Source organism: Flavivirga rizhaonensis (assembly GCF_004791695.1).
In the GTDB taxonomy this organism is placed as follows: Bacteria; Bacteroidota; Bacteroidia; order Flavobacteriales; family Flavobacteriaceae; genus Flavivirga; species Flavivirga rizhaonensis.
Map to the genome: position 1 here is coordinate 15377 of NZ_SRSO01000006.1, position 25282 is coordinate 40658.

Below are 25282 nucleotides of genomic sequence, written 5' to 3' on the forward strand. Positions count from 1 at the left end.
ACCTGACAGGTCTCATAAAGATATATTATGAACAAGGAGGACAAAACATATTTTCCTAGTATTAATAATATTAGAGTAGCTGCCGATACTATTAAAAAAGTATCGGCAGTTACGCCTTTAGGCCCTAGCTTAAGGTATTCAAAGCAATATAATGCGAATATCTTTTTAAAGCGTGAAGACTTGCAACAAGTACGCTCTTATAAAATTAGAGGGGCCTTTAATAAAATTAGTTCACTTACCATAGAAGAGTCCCAAAAGGGTGTGGTTTGTGCCAGTGCAGGTAACCATGCGCAAGGGGTAGCTTTATCTTGCAAATTATTAAAGATAAAAGGGACTATTTATATGCCGGCACCAACGCCAAATCAAAAAGTGCAGCAGGTTAAAATGTTTGGTGAAGATTTTATAGACATCAAACTTATTGGCGATACTTTTGATGATGCTTATCATAAGGCTATGTTAGAGTGTGAGCAGTTAAAGAAAACCTTTATCCATCCATTTAATGATGAGAAAGTAATAGAAGGGCAGGCAACTATTGGATTAGAAATTCTGGAGCAAACAACAGCACCAATAGATTATGTGTTTATTGCTGTTGGTGGAGGTGGTTTAGCATCGGGTCTATCAACTGTTTTTAAAATAGTATCTCCACATACAAAAATTATAGGTGTTGAGCCAGAAGGCGCACCTTCCATGTCGGTGTCTATAAAGAACAATAGAAACACAGAATTAGACCATATTGAAAAATTTATTGATGGTGCAGCAGTAAAACGTGTAGGAGATTTAACGTTTTCAATTTGTAAAGAGAACTTGCATGATATGATTACGGTGCCAGAAGGTAAAGTATGTGAAACTATTTTGGAGCTTTATAATAAAGATGCTATTGTAGTTGAGCCAGCTGGGGCATTGAGTATTTCGGCTTTAGATTTTTATACAGAAGCCATTAAAGGTAAAAATGTAGTTTGCGTTGTAAGTGGTAGCAATAATGATATTACCAGAACTTCTGAAATTAAGGAGCGCGCTTTATTATATGCGAATTTAAAGCATTATTTTATAGTGAAATTTCCGCAACGTGCAGGTGCTTTAAAAGAGTTTGTCGTTGATATTTTAGGGGAGAATGATGATATCACATATTTTCAATATGCTAAAAAGACAAATCGTGAAAATGGATCTGCTGTCGTTGGGATTCAATTAAAATCTTCTAAGGATTTAGCGCCTTTAATTACTAAAATGAAACGTCATAATTTCTATGGTGATTATTTAAATGACAAGCCAGATTTGTTTCAGTTTCTGGTCTAGGCCCTGTAATATATAATGCCATTTTATACTCAAAATGGCATTATATATTTACTGACTAGTACAATAAATAAATCCATAAATACAAAATACACAAATATTAAATATAATTTTGTTGTTTATTATTAAACGCACACTTCGCGTGTTTTTAAAAGTCTTAATTATACATCTCTTGCATCTAAAATTAAATAAATGAAGTTTGAAAAATCACCTTTAACCACAATCATATTTTTTTTAGTAATAACCGGTTGCTTAGCTCAAAAAAAGCCTAATTTAATTATAGTTCATACAGACGAACATAGTTTTAGAACATTAAGTTGCTACCAAAAATTATTACCAGAAGATCAAGCATTTGTCTGGGGCAAAGGCAATAATGTAGATACTCCATATATAGATAAGTTAGCCGATGAAGGTGCTATTTGCACAAGTTACTATGCCTCATCTCCTGTGTGTACGCCGTCTCGTGCCTCATTAGTTACTGGGTTGTATCCCCAAGCTGCTGGTGCACCTGAAAATGGACTTCATCTAAATAAAGATGCTGTAACCTTTGCAAAAATATTGAGAGACCAAGGTTATGCTACCTCATACGTAGGTAAATGGCATTTAGCAGGTCATTCAAAATATGAATTTAATGTAGAAGATAATGGAGGTTTTACCGATAATAGGTATATGATGACAGGTGGGCATGCGCCTTATTTTCATATCTCTAAAAACGGAATAAAAGCTGTCAATCAACATATGCTGGCTAAATTACCTAAAGATGAAGTTATTCATTTAACAGATTATTTCACCGATAAAACACTTGAAATACTTGAACGTGATAAAGATAAGGCCTTCTGCCTAATGCTTTCAATACCAGACCCGCATACTCCAGACTATGCACGCCCACCATACAATACCATGTATAATCACATGGATGTAAAAGCACCAAAAACCATGGCCGCCAAATATACAGCTATAAAGCCTAAATGGGCATTAGGCAACAAAAAGAGTAAGCTAGAAGCGAAAGAATTTGATGGCAAATCATTAAAACAATATTTTGGTATGGTTAAACATATTGATGATAGTGTAGGGCGTATTCTTAAGTTTTTAGATGAAAATAATTTATCAAACAATACCATAATTGTTTTTACCTCAGATCACGGTGATATGTTTTTTGAGCATAACAGACGTAATAAGGGCATACCTTACGAGGCTTCTGCAAGAATTCCTTTTGTAATTCGCTATCCAAATAAAATTAAAGCAGGTAAAATAATAAATACAGCATATACTAATGTAGATTTTGCACCTACTATTTTATCTATAATGGATATAAAAACCGATGCAAAATTTCATGGTTTAGATACTTCGGAAGATTTTCTGAATAAGGAAAAAGAAATAACCTCAGACAGAATAGTATACACAAGAAAATCCAATAGTTGGTGGGTTGCTGCCACAAACGATCGATATAAATTAGTTATCGATAAAAAAGAAAAACCTTACTTGTTCGATTTAGAAAAAGATCCAGACGAGGTAACTAATTTTTATTATGATAAAGCCTATGCAAATATTGCTAAAATGATGCAAACAGAATTATTTAAACAATTAGAAAAATATAACGAACCTGGATTACAAAACAACAAAAAACCCTATATCATTAAATAAAAGATGAAACAATTTAGGATACACATTTTGGTAATTACAGTAACCATGATTTTGGCTGTTAGCTGTAAAACAGGGGAAAAAGAAGAAAAAACGGTAGAAGTACCTCAAAAATACAAACCCGAATGGGGATCTATAAGAAGCAACTATAAAATTCCAGAATGGTTTCGCGATGCTAAATTTGGTATTTTTTTACATTGGGGACCTTATGCTGTCCCTGCTTATAGTAGCGAAAAATACCCAAAAGGGATTTATCAAGAGGGTTGGTCAAAAGGTGGAATGAAGCCTTATACTTATCATCGAGAGCATTACGGTGACCCTTCAAAATTTGGTTATAAAGATTTAATTCCCATGTTTAAAGCTGAAAATTTTGATGCTAAAAAATGGGTAAAACTTTTTAAACAAGCAGGGGCTAAATATGTAGTTCCTGTGGCAGAGCATCATGATGGATTCGCCATGTATAATTCCAATGTTACACGTTGGAATGTCGTTAAGATGGGACCCAAAAAAGATGTCATGAAATTGTTAAAAGAAGCTACAGTAAATGAGGGAATGAAATTTGGTGTGTCTTCACATTTTGCATTAAATAGGCAATACTATAATCATAAGGATCCTAGTTGGGATACCAATGATCCACAGTACCAAGATTTATATTGGAAAAAAATTGAAAGAAAATCACTGCCATCACAAGAATTTCTAGACTTGTGGTGGAATAGAACTACTGATATTATTGATAACTACGAGCCAGATTTGCTATGGTTTGATTTTGGTCTGGACAAACCTGGTTTTGAATCCGTTCACAAAGAAATATTGGCTTACTACTATAACAAAGGATTAGAGTGGAATAAAGGCGTTGTTTTTCAAGATAAAAACATGAAAAGGAAATCATTTCCAGAAGACTTAATTGTATTGGATATAGAACGCGGTAGAATGGATAATATTTATAAGTACCCATGGCAAACAGACACATCTGTAGGTGAGATTTCTTGGGGATATATAAAAGATGAAAAATACAAATCGTACGATTATTTATTAGATGAATTGATAGATATAGTAAGTAAAAACGGATGTTTGCTTTTAAACATTGGGCCCAAAGCAGATGGAACTATTCCAAGTGAAGCAGAAAATATTCTTTTAAAAATGGGAGAATGGTTGTCTGTTAACGGTGAATCTATTTACAATACGCGTCCATGGAAAATTTACGGAGAAGGTCCAACAAAAGTAAGTATGGGACATCATTCGGAAAAAAATAATAAAACTTCAGGATACAAAGATATTAGATTTACAATCAAAGGAGATGTTTTATATGCTACTGCTTTAGGTTGGAACGAGAGTGGTGTATTTACCATAAAATCGTTAGCAAGCAATAACCCTCATGAGACTAGAGAGATAGCTTCGATAGCATTTATAAGCGGCAAAAATGCAATAGATTGGAAACAAACTGAAGCAGGCCTAGTAATAGAAGTAGATGGAGAGAAGCCTTGCGAAGCAGCATTTTCATTCAAAATAAAATTTAAAGAATAACATCTATAACACAAGGAACAAAAAATAGTCATTTATAATTCAATCAAAGATGAAACCATTTAGAAGATATGTTTTGTTAGTTTTAGCAACCATGTTTGTGGCTGTTAGCTGTAAAACAGAGGAAAAAGAAGAAAAAACGGTAGAAGTACCTCAAAAATACAAACCCGAATGGGAATCTATAAGGAACGGTTATAAAATTCCAGAATGGTTTCGCGATGCTAAATTTGGGATATTCTTACACTGGGGGCCTTATGCTGTCCCTGCTTATAGTAGTGCAAAATATCCTAAAGGGATTTATCAAGAAAGTTGGACAAAAGGAGGCAAACACCCTTACAGTTATCATCGGAAAACATATGGAGACCCTTCGGTATTCGGTTATAAAGATTTTATTCCCATGTTTAAAGCAGAAAAATTTGATGCTACGCAATGGGCAAAACTATTTAAACAAGCTGGTGCCAAATATGTAGTTCCTGTGGCAGAGCATCATGATGGATTCGCCATGTACAATTCCAATGTTACCCGTTGGAATGCCGTTAATATGGGACCCAAAAAAGATGTCATGCGGATGTTAAAAAACGCGATCGAAAACGAGGGAATGAAATTTGGTGTGTCTTCGCATTTTGCATTAAACAGACAGTATTTTAGTCATAAAGATCCTAGTTGGGATACCAATGACCCACAGTACAAAGATTTGTATTGGGAAAAAGTTAAAAAGGGATCAAAGCCTTCACAAGAGTTCTTAGATTTATGGTGGAACAGAACTACAGATATTGTGGATCAATATGAGCCAGATTTACTATGGTTTGATTTTGGTTTGGACAAACCTGGTTTTGAGTCCGTTCATAAAGAAATATTGGCTTACTACTATAACAAAGGGTTAGAGTGGAATAAAGAAGTTGTTTTTCAAGATAAAAACATGAAAAACAAATCGTTTCCAGAAGACTTAATTGTATTGGATATAGAGCGTGGTAGAATGGATCATATTTATAAGTATCCTTGGCAGACGGATACGTCTGTTGGTAAAATTGCGTGGGGGTATGTAAAAGATGAACAGTTCAAATCTTACGATTATTTATTAGATGAATTGATTGATATAGTAAGTAAAAATGGTTGTTTACTTCTAAACATTGGACCCAAAGCAGATGGAACTATTTCAGATGAACCAAGAAATATTCTTTTAAAAATGGGAGAATGGTTGTCTGTTAATGGTGAAGCAATTTATGAAACACGTCCATGGAAAATATACGGAGAAGGTCCAACAAAAGTAAGTATGGGACATCATTCTGAGAGAAATAATAAAACATCAGGATACGAAGATATTAGATTTACAACCAAAGGAGATGTTTTATATGCTACTGCTTTAGGTTGGAATGAGAGTGGTGTATTTACCATAAAATCGTTAGCAAGCAATAACCCTCATGAGACTAGAGAAATAGCTTCGATAGCATTTATAAGCGGAAAAAATGCAATAGATTGGAAACAAACTGAAGCAGGCCTAGTAATAGAAGTAGATGGAGAGAAGCCTTGCGAAGCAGCATTTGCATTTAAAATTAAGTTTAAAGACTAAAAAGCATCTATTTTGAAGGAGATTCAAACAAATAGTAAAAAGAGTTTATTTTTTGTCATCATTGGCTTTGTTATAGTTTTCAGTTCTATGGTTTATGCTCAAGAACCAGAATTCTCTAAAGCAGGTTTTTGGGAAGTAAAAAATAGCGGTAGGGATGTTTTTAATTTTAATGTAGGTTGGCGTTTTACCAAAGGTGATGTTAAAGGCGCTGAAGCAACAAATTTTGACGATTCTAATTGGGCTTTAGTGAATACGCCTCATGGTTTAGAGTATAATTCTAGCGAAGTGAGTGGCAGTAGTAATTACCAAGGTCCGGCATGGTATCGTAAGCATTTTAAGCTAGATAAAAATACAGTAAATAAGATTCTGAAATTACATTTTGAGGCCGTTATGGGTAAATGTAAAGTTTGGTTAAATGGTGTTCAAATAGGAGAACATTATGGAGGCTACTTGCCATTTACCGTTAAGCTTAACGACCATTTAATAAAAGATGGGGACAATGTTTTAGCGGTTTGGGCAGATAATAGTGACGATGCCAGTTATCCACCAGGGAAACCTCAAAACAGATTAGATTTCACATATTTTGGAGGAATTTACCGTGATGTTTGGTTGGTGGCAACTCATCATGTATATGTTACCAATCCTAATGAAGCGAATAAAGTAGCTGGTGGTGGGGTGTTTATTCATACCCAAAAAATATCAGAAACAGCAGCTACCGTTTTTACAAAAGTTGATATTCGAAATGATTTTTCAAAGACTACCAAAATAAAAGCAAACCTTCGTATTCTTAATAAAAAAGGAGAAGAAGTTGCAAAAGCGAGTCAAAATGTAACCCTTAGTAAAGGTAAATCTTCAGTAGTTACAAAAACTTTTAATATTAGCAATCCAAAACTTTGGGCACCCTGGTCTCCAGATTTATACCGTTTAGAAGTTGTTTTAACAGCAGCAAATGGTGAGAAACTAGATGGTGTAGCTACAAAATTTGGGATCCGTATTATAGACTTTAAAGGCGAAGATGGATTGTATTTAAACAACAAAGCCTATCCAAGAAAACTAATGGGAGTCAATCGTCATCAAGACCATGGTTATGTTGGCTATGCCATTTCTAATAATGGACAATGGCGAGATGCTGTATTATTAAAAAATGGTGGTTCCGACGTTATTAGAGCAGCACATTATCCTGCAGACCCAGCATTTATGGATGCCTGTGATGCTTTAGGTCTTTTTTATATTAACGCAACTCCAGGTTGGCAATTTTGGAGTGATATACCCCTATTTGAAAAGCGTGTTTATGAGGATATAGCACAAATGGTTCGCAGAGATCGTAATTATGCCTCAGTAATCATGTGGGAACCTATTCTAAACGAAACAAAGTATCCTGAGCATTTTGCAAAAAAAGCACATGACATAGTTCACGAAGAGTATCCTTATCAAGGAGCGTTTACTGTTTGTGATAAGCGAGCGGGCGGGCAAGAACATTATGATGTTTTATATTCTCATGATAATAATGCGAAGTTTGATGGTAGTGAAAAGCGCTCTTATTTCTGTAGGGAATTTGGAGATAATGTTGATGACTTTAATGCTCAAAATTCTACAAGTAGAACAGCTAGAGGCTGGGGTGAGCGCGCACAATTAATACAAGCAAAATATTATGCCTTTACAGATGCGGATGATTATACAACATGGGAAACCCTTTATAACACACCTAGACAATTTGTTGGTGGTACACTATGGCACGCCTTTGACCACCAAAGAGGATATAATCCAGATCCTTTTTTTGGAGGTTTAACCGATGTTTTTCGTCAAAAAAAGTATTCGTATCATATGTTTGAGAGTCAAAGAGATGTTTCAGATACTAATGAACCTATGGTTTTTATTGCTCATGAAATGACTCCTTTTTCTGATTCAGATGTTACTGTGTTTACCAATTGTGAAGAGGTAAGATTGACACTTTTTGAAGGCGAAAAAATAATTCAGAAAAAAGTAAACAAATCGGTTTACAAACATATACTAACACCACAAGGCCAGCCAAACATAACCAAGATTGTTGGTGAAAAGGCAATGCCTCATCCCTATGTTGTGTTTAAGGATATCTATGATTTTTTTGATTTAAAAGGGATGCATCGCGCACGTAAAAAACACAACGCAAGCATCGTTGCCGAAGGGCTTATAGACGGGAAGGTAGTAACTAGTTTTACTAGGGTTTCAGGTAAACATCCTACAAAGTTAAAACTATCATTAGAGAGTCAAAATATCCCGTTAGTAGCTGATGGTTCGGATTTTGTATTAGTTGTAGTCTCAATGGTAGATGAAAAAGGAAACACTAAAAGGTTACATGAAAATACAGTTAAGTTCGAGGTTTTTGGTGAAGGAGAGATCATAGGAGATGCGTCTATTGAAGCCAATCCAAAACGATTAAGCTGGGGTACAGCCCCTTTATTAGTGCGTTCTACCACCAAAGCAGGAAAAATAAGAATAAAAGCATCCCTTGTACATCAGGGTATTAATTCCCCATTGCCTGGAGAATTAGTTATAGAAAGTGTACTTTCAAAGGATGTGTTTATAAATAGCGAAATCGGTTCAGAAAACAATTCATTGGCGTCTTTAAACAGAAATGTTAAAGTATCTTCAGAAGATGAATTAAAAAATAAAATTAGACAGTTAGAAAAGGAACTGATCAATATGAAACTAAAAATTGAAGAAAAAAACCAAAAGGAATCGGACGAAAATAGATAATAAAATATATTTTGTTCATCTTTCAGAAGGTCTAATGTAGTTATTGCAGTTTTGAACTTATGGATAATTAGTGAATTAAGAAAAGCATGAAATATTTTATAATTATTGTAGTCTTAGCTTTTAGCTTGACTTGTGGGGCTCAATCATTGGAAGGAAAGGCAAAAAAGAAAGTTTTTGAACTTGAGAAGCTTATTAAAAAAGCTGAGAAAAAAGATATTGACGTTCTAAAAGAAAAAACTACCGTTAGAACCGCAAAAATATTTTTAGATTTTGCTAAATGGGATGAAAAGAATGTAGAAGAAAACGCATCTATATTTGAGTTAGTAAAATTATATAAGAAGGACGCTCAAAAATTGGCTGAGGATTTGGCTGATTTTGAAAGAAACGATGTTATCAAAATGCTGGATGAGTCTTTAGAAACTTTAAAAATGCTCATTCAGGGTAAAATCACCAGAAAAGAAAGTCCAAATGTAGATTGGACCAAGGTAAAAGTAGAAGGCGATCAAATAACATTTAATAACAGACCTGTGTTTTTGGCAGATTACAGTTGGAAACCAAAAACTAAAAAATATACAGACTATCATGGTAATTTAAGCGTTACGGGTATATCTACTAGAACCCTTAGTGCATATAATGGCGGAATTCATAAAAGGATAGCTGATGAGCTAGATGCCAAACCAAATAATTCTATTGGCTTTGTTTTCTTAGACCATAAAAATACACCTAAATGGGCTACATCACAGTATGGCGAAAACTTTAAAATGCGTGAAGACACCTATACGGCTTACGATATTGATCACCCGGGAGCCAGAGAAATACAACAGCAATTATTTATGGAGGCTGTGCCGAAAATGGCTGGTAAAAATTATACAAAATTGGGTTACATGTTGTGTAACGAACCACATTTTTTCACACATAAAGATCCTAAAAAGAAAAAGCTCCCTTGGGCATCGGGCCCTGTTTCTCAATATACCATAGATAAGTTTAAAATATGGCTAGAAAAAAAGCATGGAGGTATTGTGGCATTAAATAATTTATGGGAAACAAACTTTAAAGATTTTAGCTCGGTTTCAATAGATATACCAATTGATATAACCTTAAAAGGAACACCAATTTGGTACGATTGGGCGTCATTTAATATGGATAGGGTTACAGATTGGTTTACATTTTTAAAATCTGAAATAGAAAAACATGATCCAGAAGCCAAAGTGCATATAAAAATTATGCCTAATCTTTGGACCGAAAATAAAAGAATTCATGGTATAGACTTAGAGGCTCTAACTGATATGAGCACCATAGTTGGTAATGATTCTGGAGCAGATCATAAATATATATGGGGAAAACCAAATGGTTGGGAAAAACATTATGCCTTCAAATGGCGTGAACTCTGTATGGGCTTCGATTTCATGAAGTCTGTAAGCCCTAACAAAATAAATTTCAATTCAGAATTGCATTATCTGTCTACCGTAAGGTCTAGAGATTTATATCTGGATCCTAAGTTTTCACGAGCATCATTTTGGTTGGCTCATAGTTATGGTATGACGGCAAGTCAAATATGGTACTGGCCAAGACAAGAAGATGGTTCTATACGTAAAAAATCCCTAAAAGGATATGCTGGTTCTAATAATCAACAACCTAGAGTTACCAATGAAGTTGCTCTAACGTTAATTGATTTAAATACGTATTCCGAAGAAATTATGGCTATGCAAAGACAGCGTAAACCCTTGCGTTTGTTTTACTCCAAAACCTCTGCTATAAATAAGGAGGAACATATGGACGATGTATTTAAAACCTATGAAGCCTTACATTTTGAAGGCGTACCACTAGGATTTGTAACCAAAGATATTTTAAATAAACAGAATCATGATAATTGGGATGTTATTGTTATTACCGAAACTCCATTTGTAACGCCAGAAGAGTTAGATGCCATCCAATCGTATCTCAACAACGGAGGTACGGTAATTGTTGATAATAAAAGTGTAGCGAAAAATGAATATGGTAATCCTTTACCTAATTTAAAGAACGCCAATGGGACGTTGATTAAACTAAACGATATAGCCGAAATTAAACATAAAGCACTAGCTATTCTGAAAGAAAGAAAAGCACTTCCGGAAATTACAATTGCTGAAACAAATGCAGTGGGCACAAAAGGATGCATATGGCGAGTTATTAAAAATGAAAAAGGCAACAATGTGTTGTCCGTTGTAAATGTAGGGAAATCTGAAGCGCAATTAGCCATTAAACTAAATGGGAGTACAAATATAAGTTGTAACGACATAATAAATGGTATTCCTACTAGTGCAACGCCTACACTCAAACCGTTAGATGTTTATTTTGTTGAAGTTTTAGAAAAAGACTAAAATTAGATTAAATTTATTAGAGCATTTTTTGATTCTAATCACTTTGAAAAACAGTGCTTTATCGGTAAAAGAGGTGTTTGTGCATAAGTGTTATATTTCATGTTATACCAGTTGTGCTTTGAATTCGTTATAAAATAAAATTAATTTCTATCGCAATAAAGAACGAGTCGACATGCGATATTTTATACTTAAATTGGTATTATTGTATACTTAATCAAACGCAGCTCTTCAATGAAGCTATATTTTTAACAACATGAACACAAATTTTTTAGAAATCCCAGAAGCTTATAAAATAAAATCCCTTTTGCATCAAAATACGTATTTGGTAGATGGTCAATTAAAACAATGGGATGGAGATACTGCCGAAGTGTATTCAACCATATCTTCAACCCCAAAATATAAACCAACACTATTAGGGACCATTCCGCAATTGGGAGAAAAAGAAGCTTTAGCGTCATTAGATTCGGCAACTATGGCTTATGATAAGGGGCAAGGTTTGTGGCCTACAATGAAAGTGGTCGATAGAATAGCTTACATGGAAAAATTTGTTGAGCAAATGAAAACCAAGCGAGGAGAAGTTGTTAAGTTTTTAATGTGGGAAATAGGTAAAAATTTATCAGATTCAGAAAAAGAATTTGATAGAACGATTGATTATATATACGATACTATTGAAGCCTATAAGCAAATTGATAGAGATTCAGCAAAATTTGAAAAGAATGAAGGCGTGTATGCTCACATTCGTAGAGGACCATTAGGTGTTGTTTTGTGCTTAGGACCATATAATTATCCATTAAATGAAACATTTACATTGCTTATTCCTGCATTAATTATGGGCAATACGGTTATTTTTAAGCCAGCTAAACTAGGTGTTTTATTAATTTCCCCATTATTGGAAGCCTTTCAAAATAGTTTTCCAAAAGGTGTTGTAAACGTTATTTATGGTCGCGGTCGAGTATTAGCAACCCCTATTATGCAATCGGGTAAAATTGATGTATTAGCATTAATTGGTAATAGTAAATCTGCAAATGCCATTCAAAATAATCATCCAAAAAAGAACAGATTGCGTTTAGTATTAGGTTTAGAAGCCAAAAACCCTGCGATCGTTTTGCCAGATGCCGATTTAGATTTAGCAGTGAACGAATGTATTGCAGGGACACTCTCTTTTAATGGGCAACGTTGTACAGCCTTAAAGGTGTTATATGTACATGAATCTATTGTAGATGACTTTAATAAACGATATTCAGCAAAAGTAGATGCTCTTAAATTTGGCAATCCGTGGGAATCTGGCGTTAAATTAACACCACTTCCAGAGGTAGATAAACCTGCTTATATTCAAGAATTAATAGGTGATGCTCTAGAAAAAGGAGCGACAATATTGAATGGTAAAGGCGGGGAAATTAGTGAGAATTTTATATTCCCAGCAGTTTTATATCCTGTTGATAAAAGTATGCGGATATATAATGAGGAGCAGTTTGGACCATTGGTGCCTATTGTTCCATTTACGGATATTGAAGAACCATTAGATGATATGGCAGCATCTAATTATGGACAACAGGTGAGTTTGTTTGGTAAAGATATAAATACACTATCGCCATTAATTGATACTTTGGTAAACTTGGTGTGTCGCGTTAATTTAAATAGCTCTTGTCAAAGAGGACCAGATGTATATCCTTTTACAGGTAGAAAAGATTCAGCATTTAGTACTTTGAGTGTTCATGATGCGTTACGCTCATTCTCAATAAGAACCTTTGTAGCATCAAAAGATAACGATTATAATATTGCCATTTTAAGAGAACTACTAGAGAAAAAGACATCTAACTTTATAAGTACAGATTATATTTTATAAAACACGTATTCATTATATTTTATTATTTTTACGACTAACAATATTTTTTAAAAGTATGAAGGCATTTACGTATTTGATTTTATCATTTTTTTCGGTTTTAGTAATAGTTGCTTGCGGAGGTAAAGAAGAAAAAAAGAAAGAAGGGTTTAGTTATGAAAATAAAGAAACCACCTCTAAGAACACTGAAACGGATGACTCTAATAATGTGGTAATTACTTCTAATGATTTAATGAAATTTAGCAAGAATGAAATTAGAGTCAAAGCTGGTCAAAAAGTGATATTAACACTTAAGCACATTGGGAAATTAGACAAGAAAATAATGGGGCATAATTTTGTGCTATTGAAACAAGGGGTTAATTTAAGTGCCTTTGGGAATAAGGCTGCTACATCTGCAGATAATGAATATATTCCAAAAGGTTCAAAAGATATTATAGCTCATACTAAATTAATAGGAGCAGGAGAAACTACAGTAATTAAGTTTGATGCACCAGCTGCTGGTGAATATGAATTTTTATGTAGTTTTCCAGGGCATTATACTATGATGAAAGGTAAGTTTATTGTGGAATAGGAAACTATTTGTATAAACTTTAGAGTTTAACATTAAGAATTAAGAAAGTACCATTTAATAACATAAATGGTGTTTTTTGTTTATGGAGTAAGTAAAATGATATAAGTTAAGAAATAATAGTCAAAATGAAATTATTCGCAGGATCATATTCAGAGGTTGTATCAGACGGATTGGAGGGGCATGGAGAAGGCATTTACATGACCATTATGGTGAACTTCAATTGCTTTATAAACTTAAAAGTAAAAATGCCGCTTATATTGCTTTGAATGAAGAAAAAAACCTGCTTTACTCATTTCAAGAAGTAACCAAAGAAAAAAATCCAAAACTATGTACATATTCAATTATTGATGGTCAATTTAAATTGATAAACGAACAAGTTATTTCTGGGGGACTTCCATGTCATTTGTTGAAAATTGAGGATAGGGATCTTCTAGTAGTTGCATGTTATCAAACTGGAAGTGTTTTAGTTTATCCACTTGACAGAAATGGCATTCCAAAATCAGCAAGTCAAGAAATTATTCATGTAGGATTTAGTATAAATGCATTACGTCAAGAATCAGCACACGCACATATGATTAGCTACAATATTCATGATGGCTTAATATATGTCCCTGATTTAGGTATGGATAAAATCATGGTTTATAAAATTACAGATAATAATCAATTGCAGGAAAATCATCAAATTGAAATACCAAAAGGAGGAGGTCCTCGACATATGGTTTTTCATCCATCCAACCATTATGCTTTTGTTATGAATGAGTTAACGGGCGCTGTTAGTTTGCTGAAAAATAACAATGGAAAATTCGCCTGGATACAAAACACATCATCGCTATCTATAGATCATTTTGGAGAAGCATCTTCTTCAGCCATAAAAATATCTAAAACAGGGCGATTTATTTATTGTGGAAATCGAAGTAATCATACGATTTCTATTTTAGAGTTTGATGAAGAAACTCGGGTTTTAAAGTTTGTTGGTAGTCAATCTACCTTTGGTAAAACTCCTAGAGATTTTACACTCTCTCCTTCTGGTAACTGGTTACTTGTCGCTAACCAAGATTCTGATACCATCGTAGTGTTTGCAATTAATGAGCAGGCTGGACTCTTAAACAAAGCTCAAGAAAATAAAGAATCGAAATCTATTTCCTGTTTGAAATTTTAGTTTGATACTTTCTTGTACGAATAGCCATGCTTGTAGAGTATTTATACCAATTCTCATTTGAAATAAGCGTAATAAAACATCCTTTTTCACCTTCTACTTCAATATAAAAAGAAACCGTAACTGAGGCTATGCTTTATTTTTATATTTTGTATAAAGCAAAAAATCATTATATTAACGTGAACTCGATATATTAAAACTTAACAATCAGTTGTTTAATTGTTTTAATAAAGAAACTATGTCATTCCGAACGCTACGGAGGGTAAAATATATTTTACTTGAACGTATATAGCGTAGCTATTGAGGAGGAATCCCATCCTTATGAGATTTCTCGAAAGTTTATCTTGAGCACTTCGACTCCGCTCAGTATAAACTAAAGTCGAAAGGCTCATGCTTCTCTCTGTCGAAATGACAAACACTTGAAAATCATTGATTTAATGTTGTTTTTTATGAAAAAATTAAATCGAACTGACGTTATTTTACAGTAATTCCAAACAAGAAATGGTATTAGCTTTCAGTTTTTAAAAACTATAGATACAAATTTCACGAATTCAGTTTCACGATACTTACTATTTATATTCCAGCATGTCACGAAGCAGAACTTCTATAAGCTTTTAAGACTGCCAATTCACCCTCAATACCATCTATGGAATTACCATGTTCCATACCTAAAACACCTTTATATCCTCTGGAATGAATGTATTTGAATATGTTTTTATAATTAATTTCTCCAGTAGTAGGTTCTTTGCGACCTGGGTTATCTCCAATTTGGAAATAAGCAATTTCATCCCAACAAGCTTCAATATTAGGAATCAAATTTCCTTCTTGTATTTGTTGATGATAAATATCGAATAATATTTTGCAGGATGGTGAGTTTACTGCTTTGCAAATTTGAAATGCTTGAGGCGATTCTGTTAAAAATAATCCAGGATGATCTCTAAAATTTAAAGGCTCTAATACCATAGTTATTTGATGAGGTTCTAAAATAGCTGATGCTTGTTTTAGAGTTTCAATAACATGCTCTGTTTGGTAAGCCATATTTTGTTTTAAATCTACATGACCAGGTACCACAGTTATCCATTGTGCATTGACACGTTTTGCAACTTCAACAGATTGTTTTATTTCATTTAAGAATTCATGTCGTTTATCGATATTTCCACTTGCTAAATTAGGCGCTTTCCAATAAATTTTATGAGCAACAAATACGCCCATGGTTATGTTTCTGTCAACCATGGTTTTTGCCATGCTTTTTTGGACTTCAACAGGGCGATTTTTCATGTTGTTATCCTCAAAAGCAGTAAAACCTTGATCTGCCATAAAGTTTAATTGATCAATAGGGTTATTGCCTGCATGATGTTTAAACATGCCTATATGAGGTGCGAAATTTAATTTGAAGGTATTCTTATTTGTATTCGAATGTAGTTTATTCAAGGCATGCACACCTGAAAGACTCATGCCTATTAATGAAGCGGTAGCTGTACTTTTCTTAATAAATAATCTTCTTTTCATTTTAGTAGACTGTTCAGGTATTGAATAAATATTATAATTCTAAGAGTTCAATATTTTTAAATTCTACAGGATGACTTTCACTTTGCAAAGAAATATATCCTTTTTTTAAAGGTTCTCCTTCTTTGCGCTTCCAAAATTGTTCATTATAATCAACCGCCCCACCTATTTGTGGCTTTGTATAAGTAAATACAACCTCGTTATTGATTAAATGCTTAATAATAGAATCATTTCTAACTTCAATTTCAAGATTAACCCATTGGTCTCCATGATACGTTTTTGAAGAAGATTCAAAACAATGGTCTGTTGCAATTTTATTATCTAAAACAACATGTGTTCCTGGAGTGCATAAATTAGCAGTAGGACGTTCGCCAACTCCTAAGCCTCCTAAAAGTTGAACTTCAATTGATATAGGGAAATTTTGGTCTAATCCAATATTCTTAGGGTCTTCGCAATGTATCATCACACCGCTATTTGCAGTTGCCCATGATGCGCCATCGCTCAGTTGTTTTCCTGTAAAACGATATTGCAGTCGTAATTTGTAATTTGAAAACACCTTCTTATAATATATATGACCAAATGTGGAATTAAATGTATCATCATATTCATCATAATTAACTTTAAGACAACCATCTTTAGCTACAAAGGTGTTTTTGTAATTAACACCAGCAGGATGTCCTTTAATTTTAACAGTCCAATCGTTTAAATCTTTACCATTAAATAAAGAAATCCATTTTTCTGGTACTTCTACAGTTTTAGTGTCTTTGGTGTTTGGTTTTTCTTTGCAACTTACTACAAGTAAAACAAGTATAATATAAATTAAGCGTGAATAATTCCTCATATTTTTGTAAATTTTATAATGACCATGCTTTGCCACCAGTTGATTCTTCAAGCGAAACACAACCTATTTGAGTTCCTGGTATAGGGTCGTATGCTAAAACATGTTCTCCAATTTGTTGGCTGGTTTTATAGACCCAAACGGATGTATTCCTTAGATCTATAAGTGCATTAAAAATAGTGGCATCTTCATTTTTTTTGTCATTTTCATTTTCATAAATAAGTCTTTGTTTTTTCGAGACTTTTAAATATTTAGTTAATAAAGCATCATAATCTTTATGCTCTAATAAAGAAACCCCTTCTTCAGGAATATTTAGGGCTTTTATAATGGTGCTAATTCCTTTTTTGAATTTATATTGCATGTCATCCTCATAAACTTCATAAACATATAAATCTATAAACTCAGGTACATTAACATCGAGTGCTCCAGGTGTAATTTCTGTTTTCGGAAGCATGATATCTATTAAATTTTTTAAAACGATGCCTTCATCGACAGATAATAATTTAGGAATCCATAATTTAACTTCTGTGTTACAACTTTGAAGCAAGCTCATAATACTAGGCGTAGCAATAGTGTAACCTAGTGTGAGTCCTAATCCTTTCAATACCTCTCTTCTATTCATATCACAAACTTTTTAATTGTTTTGCTGCATAATTGGCTGCTCTGGCTGTTATAGCCATATAGGTAAGCGATGGGTTTTGGCATCCAGATGAGGTCATGCAAGCACCATCTGTTACATATACATTGGGTACTGTGTGTATTTGGTTATGTTTATTTAAAATGGAAGTTTTAGGGTCTCTTCCCATACGGGCAGTTCCCATTTCATGAATACCAATACCAGGAGCCGCTAACTCGTTGAATGTTGTTATGTCTTTAAAACCAGCTTTTTTCAACATGTCTGAAGCTTGTTGAATCATGTCTTCCCGCATTTTAAGTTCGTTTTCTTTCCATTCGGCATCAAAAGTAATGGTAGGTAATCCCCATTCATCTAGTTTTTCATAATCAAGTGTCATTTTATTATCATGGTTAGGTAAGCATTCGCCAAAGCCTCCTAATCCCATTTGCCATTCTCCAGGTTCTAGTATTTTTTCTTTGAATTCTGCACCGTATGCTAATTCTGCAACATGTTCAGAAATACCTTTTCTACTTGCGCCACCTTGATAGCCGTAACCTCTTAAGAAATCTTTTTTATAGGTTTTATGATCACCTAAATTTCTAAATCTTGGAATGTAAATACCATTTGGTCGTCTTCCTTTGTAATATTTATCAATGAATCCATCAAATTTCCCTGAAGCTCCTGCACCTAAATGATGATCCATAATATTATGCCCTAATTCTCCCGAATCATTACCTAATCCGTTTGGAAATCTATCGGATTTAGATTGTAATAATATAGATGTTGATGCCATTGATGAGGCACAGCAAAAAATGATACTAGCATTAAAAACCATCGATTCTTTGGTTTCGGCATCAATGACTTTAACACCTGTTGCTTTTTTTAAATCTTGGTCATAAATAATTTCATGGACAATAGAGTTTGGTCTTAGTGTCATGTTACCAGTAAGTTCTGCCGCTGGTAATGTTGAAGAGTTGCTACTAAAATAAGCACCAAAAGGACAGCCTCGCATGCACCTATTCCTAAATTGACATTTGCTTCTACCATCATAACCTTTATTTCCAGTTATATGTGCGGTTCTACCTATCGTGAGTAATCTGTCATCAAAATTTTCTGCAAGACTGTTTTTTAAGTGTTCTTCAACACAATTAAGTTCCATTGGAGGAGTGAAAATCCCATCTGGTAGTTGAGGTAATCCTATTTTTTCGCCACTTACTCCTATATATGATTCCACATAATCGTACCAAGGCGAAATATCTTTATAACGAATGGGCCAATCAACCCCATGTCCGTCTTTTTTATTGGCTTCAAAATCTAAATCGCTTAACCGATAACTTTGTCTGCCCCAAGTAATAGAGCGACCCCCAACATGATACCCTCGCATCCAATCGAAACGTTTCGTTTCATTGTAAGGATGCTTTAAGTCGTTAACAAACCAATGCTTCTGTTCTGCCTTTGTTGTATAACCCGTTCTACTTTGTTTTAATTGTTGTGCTTTTTCCTCTGCAGATACGTTTCCTCTTAATTCAAGATCCCATGGGTCTAGATGCATAGTTGGGTAATCTTCAATATGTCTAACCATTGGCCCACGTTCTAAAACCAATGTTTTTAATCCATTTTCGCAAAGCTCTTTGGCAGCCCAACCACCCGAAATACCAGTACCAATTACAATGGCATCATAAGAATCTGTCATTTATTACATTTTAAAATTTATAAAGACCAGGCGCGACCACCTGTTGCTTCATTAATGGAAATACAACCTTGGTAATTACCAGGAATAGGATCGTAGGCTAAAACGTCTTCACCTACCTTTTCAGAAGTAAAGTATCCGAATAAGGTATAATATTTAACTGATAATAAGAATTTATATAGAATATAGTTTTCCATTTTACTATCATCAACTTTAGTTAAAGGAAGCCTTTGCTCTTTTAATATATTTTCGGTTTCTTCTTTTGAAACATTGAAATAAGACGATAACGATTTTTCAAAATCTTCTTTTTTTCCGTCTAAAACATTCAAATTAAATTTATTCGTAAGTTTTTTAGCAAAAATATTCGCACCTTTTCTAAACAACTCCTGATTTTCTTTTTTTTCAATGTCATGATACATTAAATCTAAAAACTGAGGAATATTAACATCAAGTGCTCCTGGTGTATTATCTGAAGCTGGTAAAATGATATCTACTAAATGTATGACCATATATTTTTCTTCAGAAGATAAAAATACAGGGCTCCATGTTTCTGCGTTAGCAGTACAAGAAGCAAGCATATTGAATAGTGTTGGAGCAGCTACGGTATAGCCCAAACTCATAGTCAAGTTTTTTAATGCGGATCTTCTATTCATAACCTTAACTTGTTTTATTCTTTTTAAATGCTGCTGCTGCGTGGTTAGCGGCTCTTGCTGTTAATGCCATATAAGTTAATGATGGGTTTTGACAAGCAGATGATGTCATACAAGCGCCATCTGTTACGTAAACATTTGGTACAGTGTGTATTTGGTTGTACTTGTTTAAAACGGATGTTTTAGGATCATGACCCATTCTTGCTGTACCCATTTCATGAATACAGGCTCCTGGGACAGCTTTTCCTAAATAGCCCTGAACATTTTTATAGCCTGCAGCTTTTAACATGGCAACGGCCTGATCCCTCATGTCCTCTCTCATTTTCATTTCATTCTCTTTAAACTCGGCATCTATATCTAAAGTCGGTAAGCCCCATTCATCTAGAATATCATAATTTAAAGATACTTTATTTTCATGGTAAGGCAGGCATTCACCAAAACCAGTCATTCCTATTTGCCAGGGCCCTGGTTTTAAAAGTTCATCTTTTAATTCTTTTCCATAGCTTAATTCAGATACAGCACGCTGCCAATTAGTTCTACTAGCACTGCCTTGGTAACCATAGCCTCGGACGAATTCTTTTTGATCTGTTTTATCATTTAAATTTCTAAATCGGGGTATATAAAAACCGTTGGGTTTTCTTCCTTTGTAATAGTTGTCGTCAAACCCTTCAACTTCAGCTGACGCGCCTACCGCGTAATGATGATCCATAAGATTGTGACCAAGTTCACCGCTATCATTGCCTAATCCGTTAGGAAATCTTTTAGATTTTGATTGGAGTAAAATAGATGCTGTTGCTAATGTTGATGCACAATTAAAAATAATAGATGCTTTAAAAAATATTTTTTCTTTAGTTTCAGCATCTATAACTTTTACACCAGTGGCTAAGCCAGATACTTCACTATATACAATTTCATAAGCAATGGAGTTGGGGCGTAAATGCATATTCCCTGTTCGCTCTGCTGCTGGTAATGTTGAAGAATTGCTACTAAAATAGCCTCCAAAAGGACATCCTCGGATACATCTGTTTCTATATTGGCAATTAGATCTACCTTCATGCATGGCATTTCCGGTTAAATGTGCCACTCTACCAACTGTTAATACTCTATCATCATCAAATTCATTATCTAGAGTGTTTTGTAAATCTTTTTCAACACAATTTAATTCCATAGGATCGGAAAGTTTTCCGTCTGGTAATTGAGAAAGCCCTAAATTTTGACCAGAGACTCCAATAAATTCTTCGACTTTATCATACCAAGGTGCTATGTCATTATAACGAATGGGCCAATCAACGCCATGTCCATCTTTTTTATTGGCTTCAAAATCCATTTTGCTCCATCTATAACTCTGTTTTCCCCACATGATGGAGCGACCACCAACGTGATAGCCTCGTATCCATAAGTAGTCTTTCACTTCATTATATGGATGTTTTAAATCATCTACAAACCAATGCTTGCTTGCTGGTCTGGTAAGGGATCCGCCCCATAACCTGCTTTGTGTTTGCTGATTTATTAGGTCATTTTCGTGTTGCTTTCCTCTGTATTTAAAGTCCCAAGGATCTATATGCATGGTTGGGTAATCTTCAATATGTTTTACCATACGACCTCTATCAAGAACCAATGTTTTTAATCCATTTTCGCAAAGCTCTTTGGCAGCCCAGCCTCCACTAATTCCTGTACCTATAACTATGGCGTCATAGGTTGTTGGATATTCAGTTATTACGTCTTCAATCATTATTGTGTTTGGTATATTTATATGCAAATGTTTTTCTAATGAATAAGTGTTGAAATCTATAATTTGATAATCTTATTCATTAAAAACAGAGAAAATAGTATTTAAATTTCTAATTATTGGAAAATTAACTAATTTGCATGATATTGATGTTCAAATTATTTCAATGAAAATAAACATACAAGAAATTGAACCTTATGAAGCCGATGGGGTTGTTTACCATGCCGACACTTGTTTGCCATTAATTGATGCTTTTAAGCGTAAAAAATTAAAATTTAAAGCGCTTGCACGACACACTTATCCAGGTGATAGATTAGATGAAAATACACTCGGACTAAATAGCATTGGATATTGGGATGCTAACGAACCACAAGATTGGGGTTTGGATTGGCATAGAAACGAGGGTATAGAATTTCATTTTTTAGAATCAGGTACAATGCCGTATTCTCAAGAAAACAAAGAAGTTTTATTAACGCCAAATCATTTAACAATTACCCGTCCATGGGAAGCCCATAAAGTAGGGAATCCATATATAGGCATGGGAAAGTTTTATTGGGTGATTATAGATTTGGGTGTTCGTAGGCCACATCAAGACTGGGTTTGGCCGGATTGGATAACCTTAACGCCTTCAGATTTAACAAGACTTACTACTATTTTAAGGCAGAATGAAAAATCTATTTGGAAAACAGACCAACGCGTTCGAGATTGTTTTATGCGAATAAATAAAGCAGTAAACACGGATGTAAAAGGTAATAATGCTTCTAGAATAAGATTACTTGTAAATTATTTATTGATTTTATTGCTCGATTTATTGAATACAGATGATATTGTTTTAAATGAATCGCTCACAGATAGCTCTAGAAGCGTGAAATTCTTTTTAAAAGAACTCGAAAAAAGTCTTTCGGAAAATTGGACAATTGAGTTGATGGCACAATCTGCAGGAGTGGGATTGACACGATTTACACATCATTGCAAACGATTGACGAACTTGACTCCTATGCGCTATTTAATGATGAAACGCTTAGAAATGTCTAAAGAAATACTTCAAGGAAATAAAGATTTAACTATTGCTGAAATAGCTTATATGTGTGGGTTTACAACGAGTCAATATTTTGCTACAGTGTTTAAAAAGCATGAGAAATGTTCGCCTAATGAATATAGATTAAAGTATGCGATTAATAATTTTCAATTTGCTTGATTTCAATCAAAAAGAAATTTTGATATGTTTAAATTCTTTCACTGAATAAATATACACAATATTTTAAATTCAAATATATATATTCACATAATCATTACAATACCAATTTATTGATTGAACTTACTGTAAAAAAAATGATGACTTTTTCTTTATACGGTAAATTTAATTGGCAATGGGTATAATTCATAATCTCACTTAAAAACAACCTTTATGAAACGAAGAGATTTTGTGACAAAAACAACTTCTGCAAGTGTCGCCTTGTCACTATTTGGTTTATATACATGTAAAAATTCAGAAAAAGAGAAAAAACAATTAAATAGTACTTCTAAGGATGCATCATTGTTTTTTAAAATGTCTCTGGCACAGTGGTCTTTACATAGAGCTTTGTTCGGAAATAAAATGAATAATTTAGATTTTGCTTCAAAATCCCGAAGTTTTGGTTTTGAAGGATTAGAATATGTAAATGGCTTTTTTAAAGATAAAGCAAACGACATGTCTTATTTAAAAGAGATGAATTTAAGAGCTATCAATGAAGGCCAACAAAATGTCCTGATAATGATTGATGGAGAAGGTCATTTGGCAGATGCCAATACTAGTAAAAGATTAGAAGCTATTGAAAATCATTATAAATGGATTGAAGCGGCTCATTTTTTAGGCTGCCATGCGATTCGAGTTAATTTAGCAGGAGGTCTCAATAAAGATGAAGCAGTAAAAGCAAGTGTCGATTCTTTAAATACACTTTCAGATTTTGCAAAGGGTTCTAAAATTAATGTTTTGGTTGAGAACCATGGGGGCTTTTCTTCAAATGGAAAGTGGATGACCGACGTGTTTTCTCAGATAGAAAATAAAAATTGTGGAACGTTACCGGATTTTGGAAATTTCTGCATAGAAAAAGACAAAGATGGAATTTGTGTTGAGGAATATGATAGATATCAAGGCATGAAAGAACTGTTGCCTTATGCTAAAGCAGTAAGCGCAAAATCTTATAATTTTAATAAAAAAGGAGAAGATACTGTTATAAATTATTATAAAATGATGAAAATGGTTAAGGAATCAGGTTATACTGGTTTTGTTGGTGTTGAATATGAAGGTGATATACTACCTGAAGAAAAAGGAATCGAACTAACCAGAGATTTGTTGGTTCGTGTGGGGAAACAACTTTCTTGAGAAACTAATTAAACTAAATATATAATGGAGAATATTAATAAAAACAGGCTTTTTCTGGCAAGTTGTCTTGCGTTGATTACTACGGCAATGACTTTTGCTATTCGTGCACGTTTAGAAACTGTATTTGGTCCGGAAGGTGTAGGTCTTACCCTTGAACAAATAGGATATGCCTTTGCACCTGCTTTTTTTGGATTTACTATAGCTATGATAATAGGTGGTCCTTTAGTTGATTTACTTGGCATTAAAAAAATAACCTGGATGGCATTTATTACGCATGCAGTCGGCATCGTTTTAACTATTATGGCAGATTCTATGACGTCCTTATTTATTGCAACGTTATTTGTTGGTATTGGTAATGGCTTTGTTGAAGCGGCTTTAAATCCGTTAGTAGCATCCATGTATCCAAATGAGAAAACTAAAATGCTGAATAGGTTTCATGTCTGGTTTCCAGGAGGTATTGTAATTGGAGCACTTTTAGGATGGTTAACAATGGATGTTATGGAGCAAAGCTGGCAATTTATGGTAGGAACTTTATTTATTCCATTAATAATTTATGGGGTCTTATTTATAGGTCAAAAAATTCCTGTGACTGAACGTGTTCAATTAGGAGTAAGTAATAAGAAAATGTTTGCCAGTGTCTTAAATCCTTTGTTTCTTTTTATGGTAGCTTGTATGTTTCTTACAGCAGCTTCTGAGTTAGGGACAACTCAACGTATTGAGTCTTTGTTAAAAGAATCTGTAGCACAACCATTATTAGTATTAGCTTTTATAAATGGTATTATGGCTTTAGGACGATTATTTGCTGGTAAGGTGGTTCATAAATTAAAACCTTCTGGGATGCTGTTATATTCTGCAATATTCACCTTTATAGGTTTATGGATGCTCACAGTAACAAGTGGAGGGATGACTTTTGTCGCGGCGGCTGTTTTTGCTATAGGAGTTACTTTTTTCTGGCCAACAATGCTTGGTTTCGTTGCAGAATATTTACCAGAGACAGGCGCTTTAGGGCTTTCTGTTATGGGAGGTGCCGGTATGTTTTCTGTATCAATAGTATTACCTGTTATGGGAAGACTTATGGATGGTGAAGGAGGTATTAATGAAGCTTTAAGAACGATGTCTATTCTACCTGCCATTTTAATTGTAGCATTTTTGGGGCTAAATATCTATATGAAAAAAAGAAATCAAAGAGCAGAAGTATAA

Annotated in this window: 19 protein-coding genes; 13 read left to right on the plus strand and 6 right to left on the minus strand. The window is 33.9% G+C overall.

Annotation, left to right across the window (positions count from 1 at the left end):
* Positions 1 to 27 precede the first annotated feature (27 nt).
* The 10 genes from ilvA (at position 28) to EM932_RS05610 (ending at position 14691) form a co-directional block, all read left to right on the plus strand.
* Positions 28 to 1293 carry a threonine ammonia-lyase IlvA gene (ilvA, locus tag EM932_RS05570; RefSeq protein ID WP_135876195.1) on the plus strand — a complete coding sequence of 422 codons (1266 nt, stop codon included), beginning with the start codon at positions 28 to 30 and terminating at the stop codon, positions 1291 to 1293.
* A 189-nt stretch (positions 1294 to 1482) separates the two neighbouring features.
* The gene (locus EM932_RS05575; protein WP_135876196.1) at positions 1483 to 2934 is read left to right on the plus strand and encodes a sulfatase family protein; all 1452 of its coding nucleotides are present in this window, start codon (positions 1483 to 1485) and stop codon (positions 2932 to 2934) included.
* A 3-nt stretch (positions 2935 to 2937) separates the two neighbouring features.
* Positions 2938 to 4455: an alpha-L-fucosidase gene (locus tag EM932_RS05580; protein ID WP_135876197.1), complete on the plus strand. Its 1518-nt coding sequence runs from the start codon at positions 2938 to 2940 to the stop codon at positions 4453 to 4455.
* Between the two features lie 49 nt (positions 4456 to 4504).
* Positions 4505 to 6022: an alpha-L-fucosidase gene (locus EM932_RS05585; protein WP_135876198.1), complete on the plus strand. Its 1518-nt coding sequence runs from the start codon at positions 4505 to 4507 to the stop codon at positions 6020 to 6022.
* A 12-nt stretch (positions 6023 to 6034) separates the two neighbouring features.
* On the plus strand, positions 6035 to 8758 hold the full coding sequence (locus EM932_RS05590) for a glycoside hydrolase family 2 protein (protein ID WP_211344260.1): 2724 nt from the start codon (positions 6035 to 6037) through the stop codon (positions 8756 to 8758).
* Between the two features lie 86 nt (positions 8759 to 8844).
* Positions 8845 to 11118 carry an alpha-amylase family protein gene (locus tag EM932_RS05595; protein ID WP_135876199.1) on the plus strand — a complete coding sequence of 758 codons (2274 nt, stop codon included), beginning with the start codon at positions 8845 to 8847 and terminating at the stop codon, positions 11116 to 11118.
* Between the two features lie 253 nt (positions 11119 to 11371).
* Positions 11372 to 12964 carry an NADP-dependent glyceraldehyde-3-phosphate dehydrogenase gene (locus EM932_RS05600; protein WP_135876200.1) on the plus strand — a complete coding sequence of 531 codons (1593 nt, stop codon included), beginning with the start codon at positions 11372 to 11374 and terminating at the stop codon, positions 12962 to 12964.
* 55 nt (positions 12965 to 13019) lie between these two features.
* Positions 13020 to 13532, plus strand: a complete 513-nt coding sequence (gene azu, locus EM932_RS05605) for an azurin (protein WP_135876201.1) — start codon at positions 13020 to 13022, stop codon at positions 13530 to 13532.
* A 125-nt stretch (positions 13533 to 13657) separates the two neighbouring features.
* Positions 13658 to 13798, plus strand: a complete 141-nt coding sequence (locus EM932_RS20845) for a hypothetical protein (protein WP_170179734.1) — start codon at positions 13658 to 13660, stop codon at positions 13796 to 13798.
* On the plus strand, positions 13753 to 14691 hold the full coding sequence (locus tag EM932_RS05610; RefSeq protein WP_170179735.1) for a lactonase family protein: 939 nt from the start codon (positions 13753 to 13755) through the stop codon (positions 14689 to 14691). The genes EM932_RS20845 and EM932_RS05610 overlap by 46 nt, the downstream gene beginning before the upstream one ends.
* A gap of 585 nt (positions 14692 to 15276) precedes the next feature.
* On the opposite strand, the gene EM932_RS05615 is transcribed toward EM932_RS05610, so the two are convergent.
* Genes EM932_RS05615 through EM932_RS05640 form a run of 6 tightly spaced genes read right to left on the minus strand, consistent with a single transcriptional unit; the run spans position 15277 to position 21720 of the window.
* Positions 15277 to 16197 (minus strand): hydroxypyruvate isomerase family protein, encoded by a 921-nt coding sequence (locus EM932_RS05615; RefSeq protein WP_135876203.1) that lies wholly within the window; start codon positions 16195 to 16197, stop codon positions 15277 to 15279.
* Between the two features lie 31 nt (positions 16198 to 16228).
* A complete protein-coding gene (locus EM932_RS05620) occupies positions 16229 to 17035 on the minus strand; it encodes a 3-keto-disaccharide hydrolase (RefSeq protein ID WP_135876204.1) in 807 nt (268 codons plus the stop codon).
* A 13-nt stretch (positions 17036 to 17048) separates the two neighbouring features.
* On the minus strand, positions 17049 to 17654 hold the full coding sequence (locus EM932_RS05625; RefSeq protein WP_135876205.1) for a gluconate 2-dehydrogenase subunit 3 family protein: 606 nt from the start codon (positions 17652 to 17654) through the stop codon (positions 17049 to 17051).
* Position 17655: 1 nt separating this feature from the next.
* Entirely contained in the window at positions 17656 to 19341 is a 1686-nt protein-coding gene (locus EM932_RS05630) for a GMC oxidoreductase (protein WP_135876206.1), read from the minus strand.
* Positions 19342 to 19358: 17 nt separating this feature from the next.
* Complete coding sequence (locus tag EM932_RS05635) at positions 19359 to 19991, minus strand: gluconate 2-dehydrogenase subunit 3 family protein (protein WP_135876207.1); 633 nt, start codon at positions 19989 to 19991, stop codon at positions 19359 to 19361.
* A gap of 4 nt (positions 19992 to 19995) precedes the next feature.
* Positions 19996 to 21720: a GMC oxidoreductase gene (locus tag EM932_RS05640; protein WP_135876208.1), complete on the minus strand. Its 1725-nt coding sequence runs from the start codon at positions 21718 to 21720 to the stop codon at positions 19996 to 19998.
* Positions 21721 to 21883: 163 nt separating this feature from the next.
* Between EM932_RS05640 and EM932_RS05645 the strand changes: the two genes are divergently transcribed.
* The 3 genes from EM932_RS05645 to EM932_RS05655 all read left to right on the plus strand — a co-directional run bounded on the left by EM932_RS05645 (position 21884) and on the right by EM932_RS05655 (position 25282).
* On the plus strand, positions 21884 to 22915 hold the full coding sequence (locus EM932_RS05645; RefSeq protein ID WP_135876209.1) for a helix-turn-helix transcriptional regulator: 1032 nt from the start codon (positions 21884 to 21886) through the stop codon (positions 22913 to 22915).
* Positions 22916 to 23125: 210 nt separating this feature from the next.
* On the plus strand, positions 23126 to 24082 hold the full coding sequence (locus EM932_RS05650) for a sugar phosphate isomerase/epimerase family protein (protein WP_135876210.1): 957 nt from the start codon (positions 23126 to 23128) through the stop codon (positions 24080 to 24082).
* 24 nt (positions 24083 to 24106) lie between these two features.
* On the plus strand, positions 24107 to 25282 hold the full coding sequence (locus tag EM932_RS05655) for an MFS transporter (protein ID WP_135876211.1): 1176 nt from the start codon (positions 24107 to 24109) through the stop codon (positions 25280 to 25282).

Coding starts and splice junctions, on each gene's coding strand:
- EM932_RS05650 (WP_135876210.1), top strand. CDS start 23,126: ATGAAACGAAGAGATTTTGTGACAAAAACAACTTCTGCAAGTGTCGCC.
- EM932_RS05600 (WP_135876200.1), top strand. CDS start 11,372: ATGAACACAAATTTTTTAGAAATCCCAGAAGCTTATAAAATAAAATCC.
- EM932_RS05615 (WP_135876203.1), bottom strand. CDS start 16,197: ATGAAAAGAAGATTATTTATTAAGAAAAGTACAGCTACCGCTTCATTA.
- EM932_RS05645 (WP_135876209.1), top strand. CDS start 21,884: ATGAAAATAAACATACAAGAAATTGAACCTTATGAAGCCGATGGGGTT.
- EM932_RS05595 (WP_135876199.1), top strand. CDS start 8,845: ATGAAATATTTTATAATTATTGTAGTCTTAGCTTTTAGCTTGACTTGT.
- ilvA (WP_135876195.1), top strand. CDS start 28: ATGAACAAGGAGGACAAAACATATTTTCCTAGTATTAATAATATTAGA.
- EM932_RS05635 (WP_135876207.1), bottom strand. CDS start 19,991: ATGAATAGAAGATCCGCATTAAAAAACTTGACTATGAGTTTGGGCTAT.
- EM932_RS20845 (WP_170179734.1), top strand. CDS start 13,658: ATGAAATTATTCGCAGGATCATATTCAGAGGTTGTATCAGACGGATTG.
- EM932_RS05655 (WP_135876211.1), top strand. CDS start 24,107: ATGGAGAATATTAATAAAAACAGGCTTTTTCTGGCAAGTTGTCTTGCG.
- azu (WP_135876201.1), top strand. CDS start 13,020: ATGAAGGCATTTACGTATTTGATTTTATCATTTTTTTCGGTTTTAGTA.
- EM932_RS05630 (WP_135876206.1), bottom strand. CDS start 19,341: ATGACAGATTCTTATGATGCCATTGTAATTGGTACTGGTATTTCGGGT.
- EM932_RS05625 (WP_135876205.1), bottom strand. CDS start 17,654: ATGAATAGAAGAGAGGTATTGAAAGGATTAGGACTCACACTAGGTTAC.
- EM932_RS05620 (WP_135876204.1), bottom strand. CDS start 17,035: ATGAGGAATTATTCACGCTTAATTTATATTATACTTGTTTTACTTGTA.
- EM932_RS05640 (WP_135876208.1), bottom strand. CDS start 21,720: ATGATTGAAGACGTAATAACTGAATATCCAACAACCTATGACGCCATA.
- EM932_RS05580 (WP_135876197.1), top strand. CDS start 2,938: ATGAAACAATTTAGGATACACATTTTGGTAATTACAGTAACCATGATT.
- EM932_RS05575 (WP_135876196.1), top strand. CDS start 1,483: ATGAAGTTTGAAAAATCACCTTTAACCACAATCATATTTTTTTTAGTA.
- EM932_RS05585 (WP_135876198.1), top strand. CDS start 4,505: ATGAAACCATTTAGAAGATATGTTTTGTTAGTTTTAGCAACCATGTTT.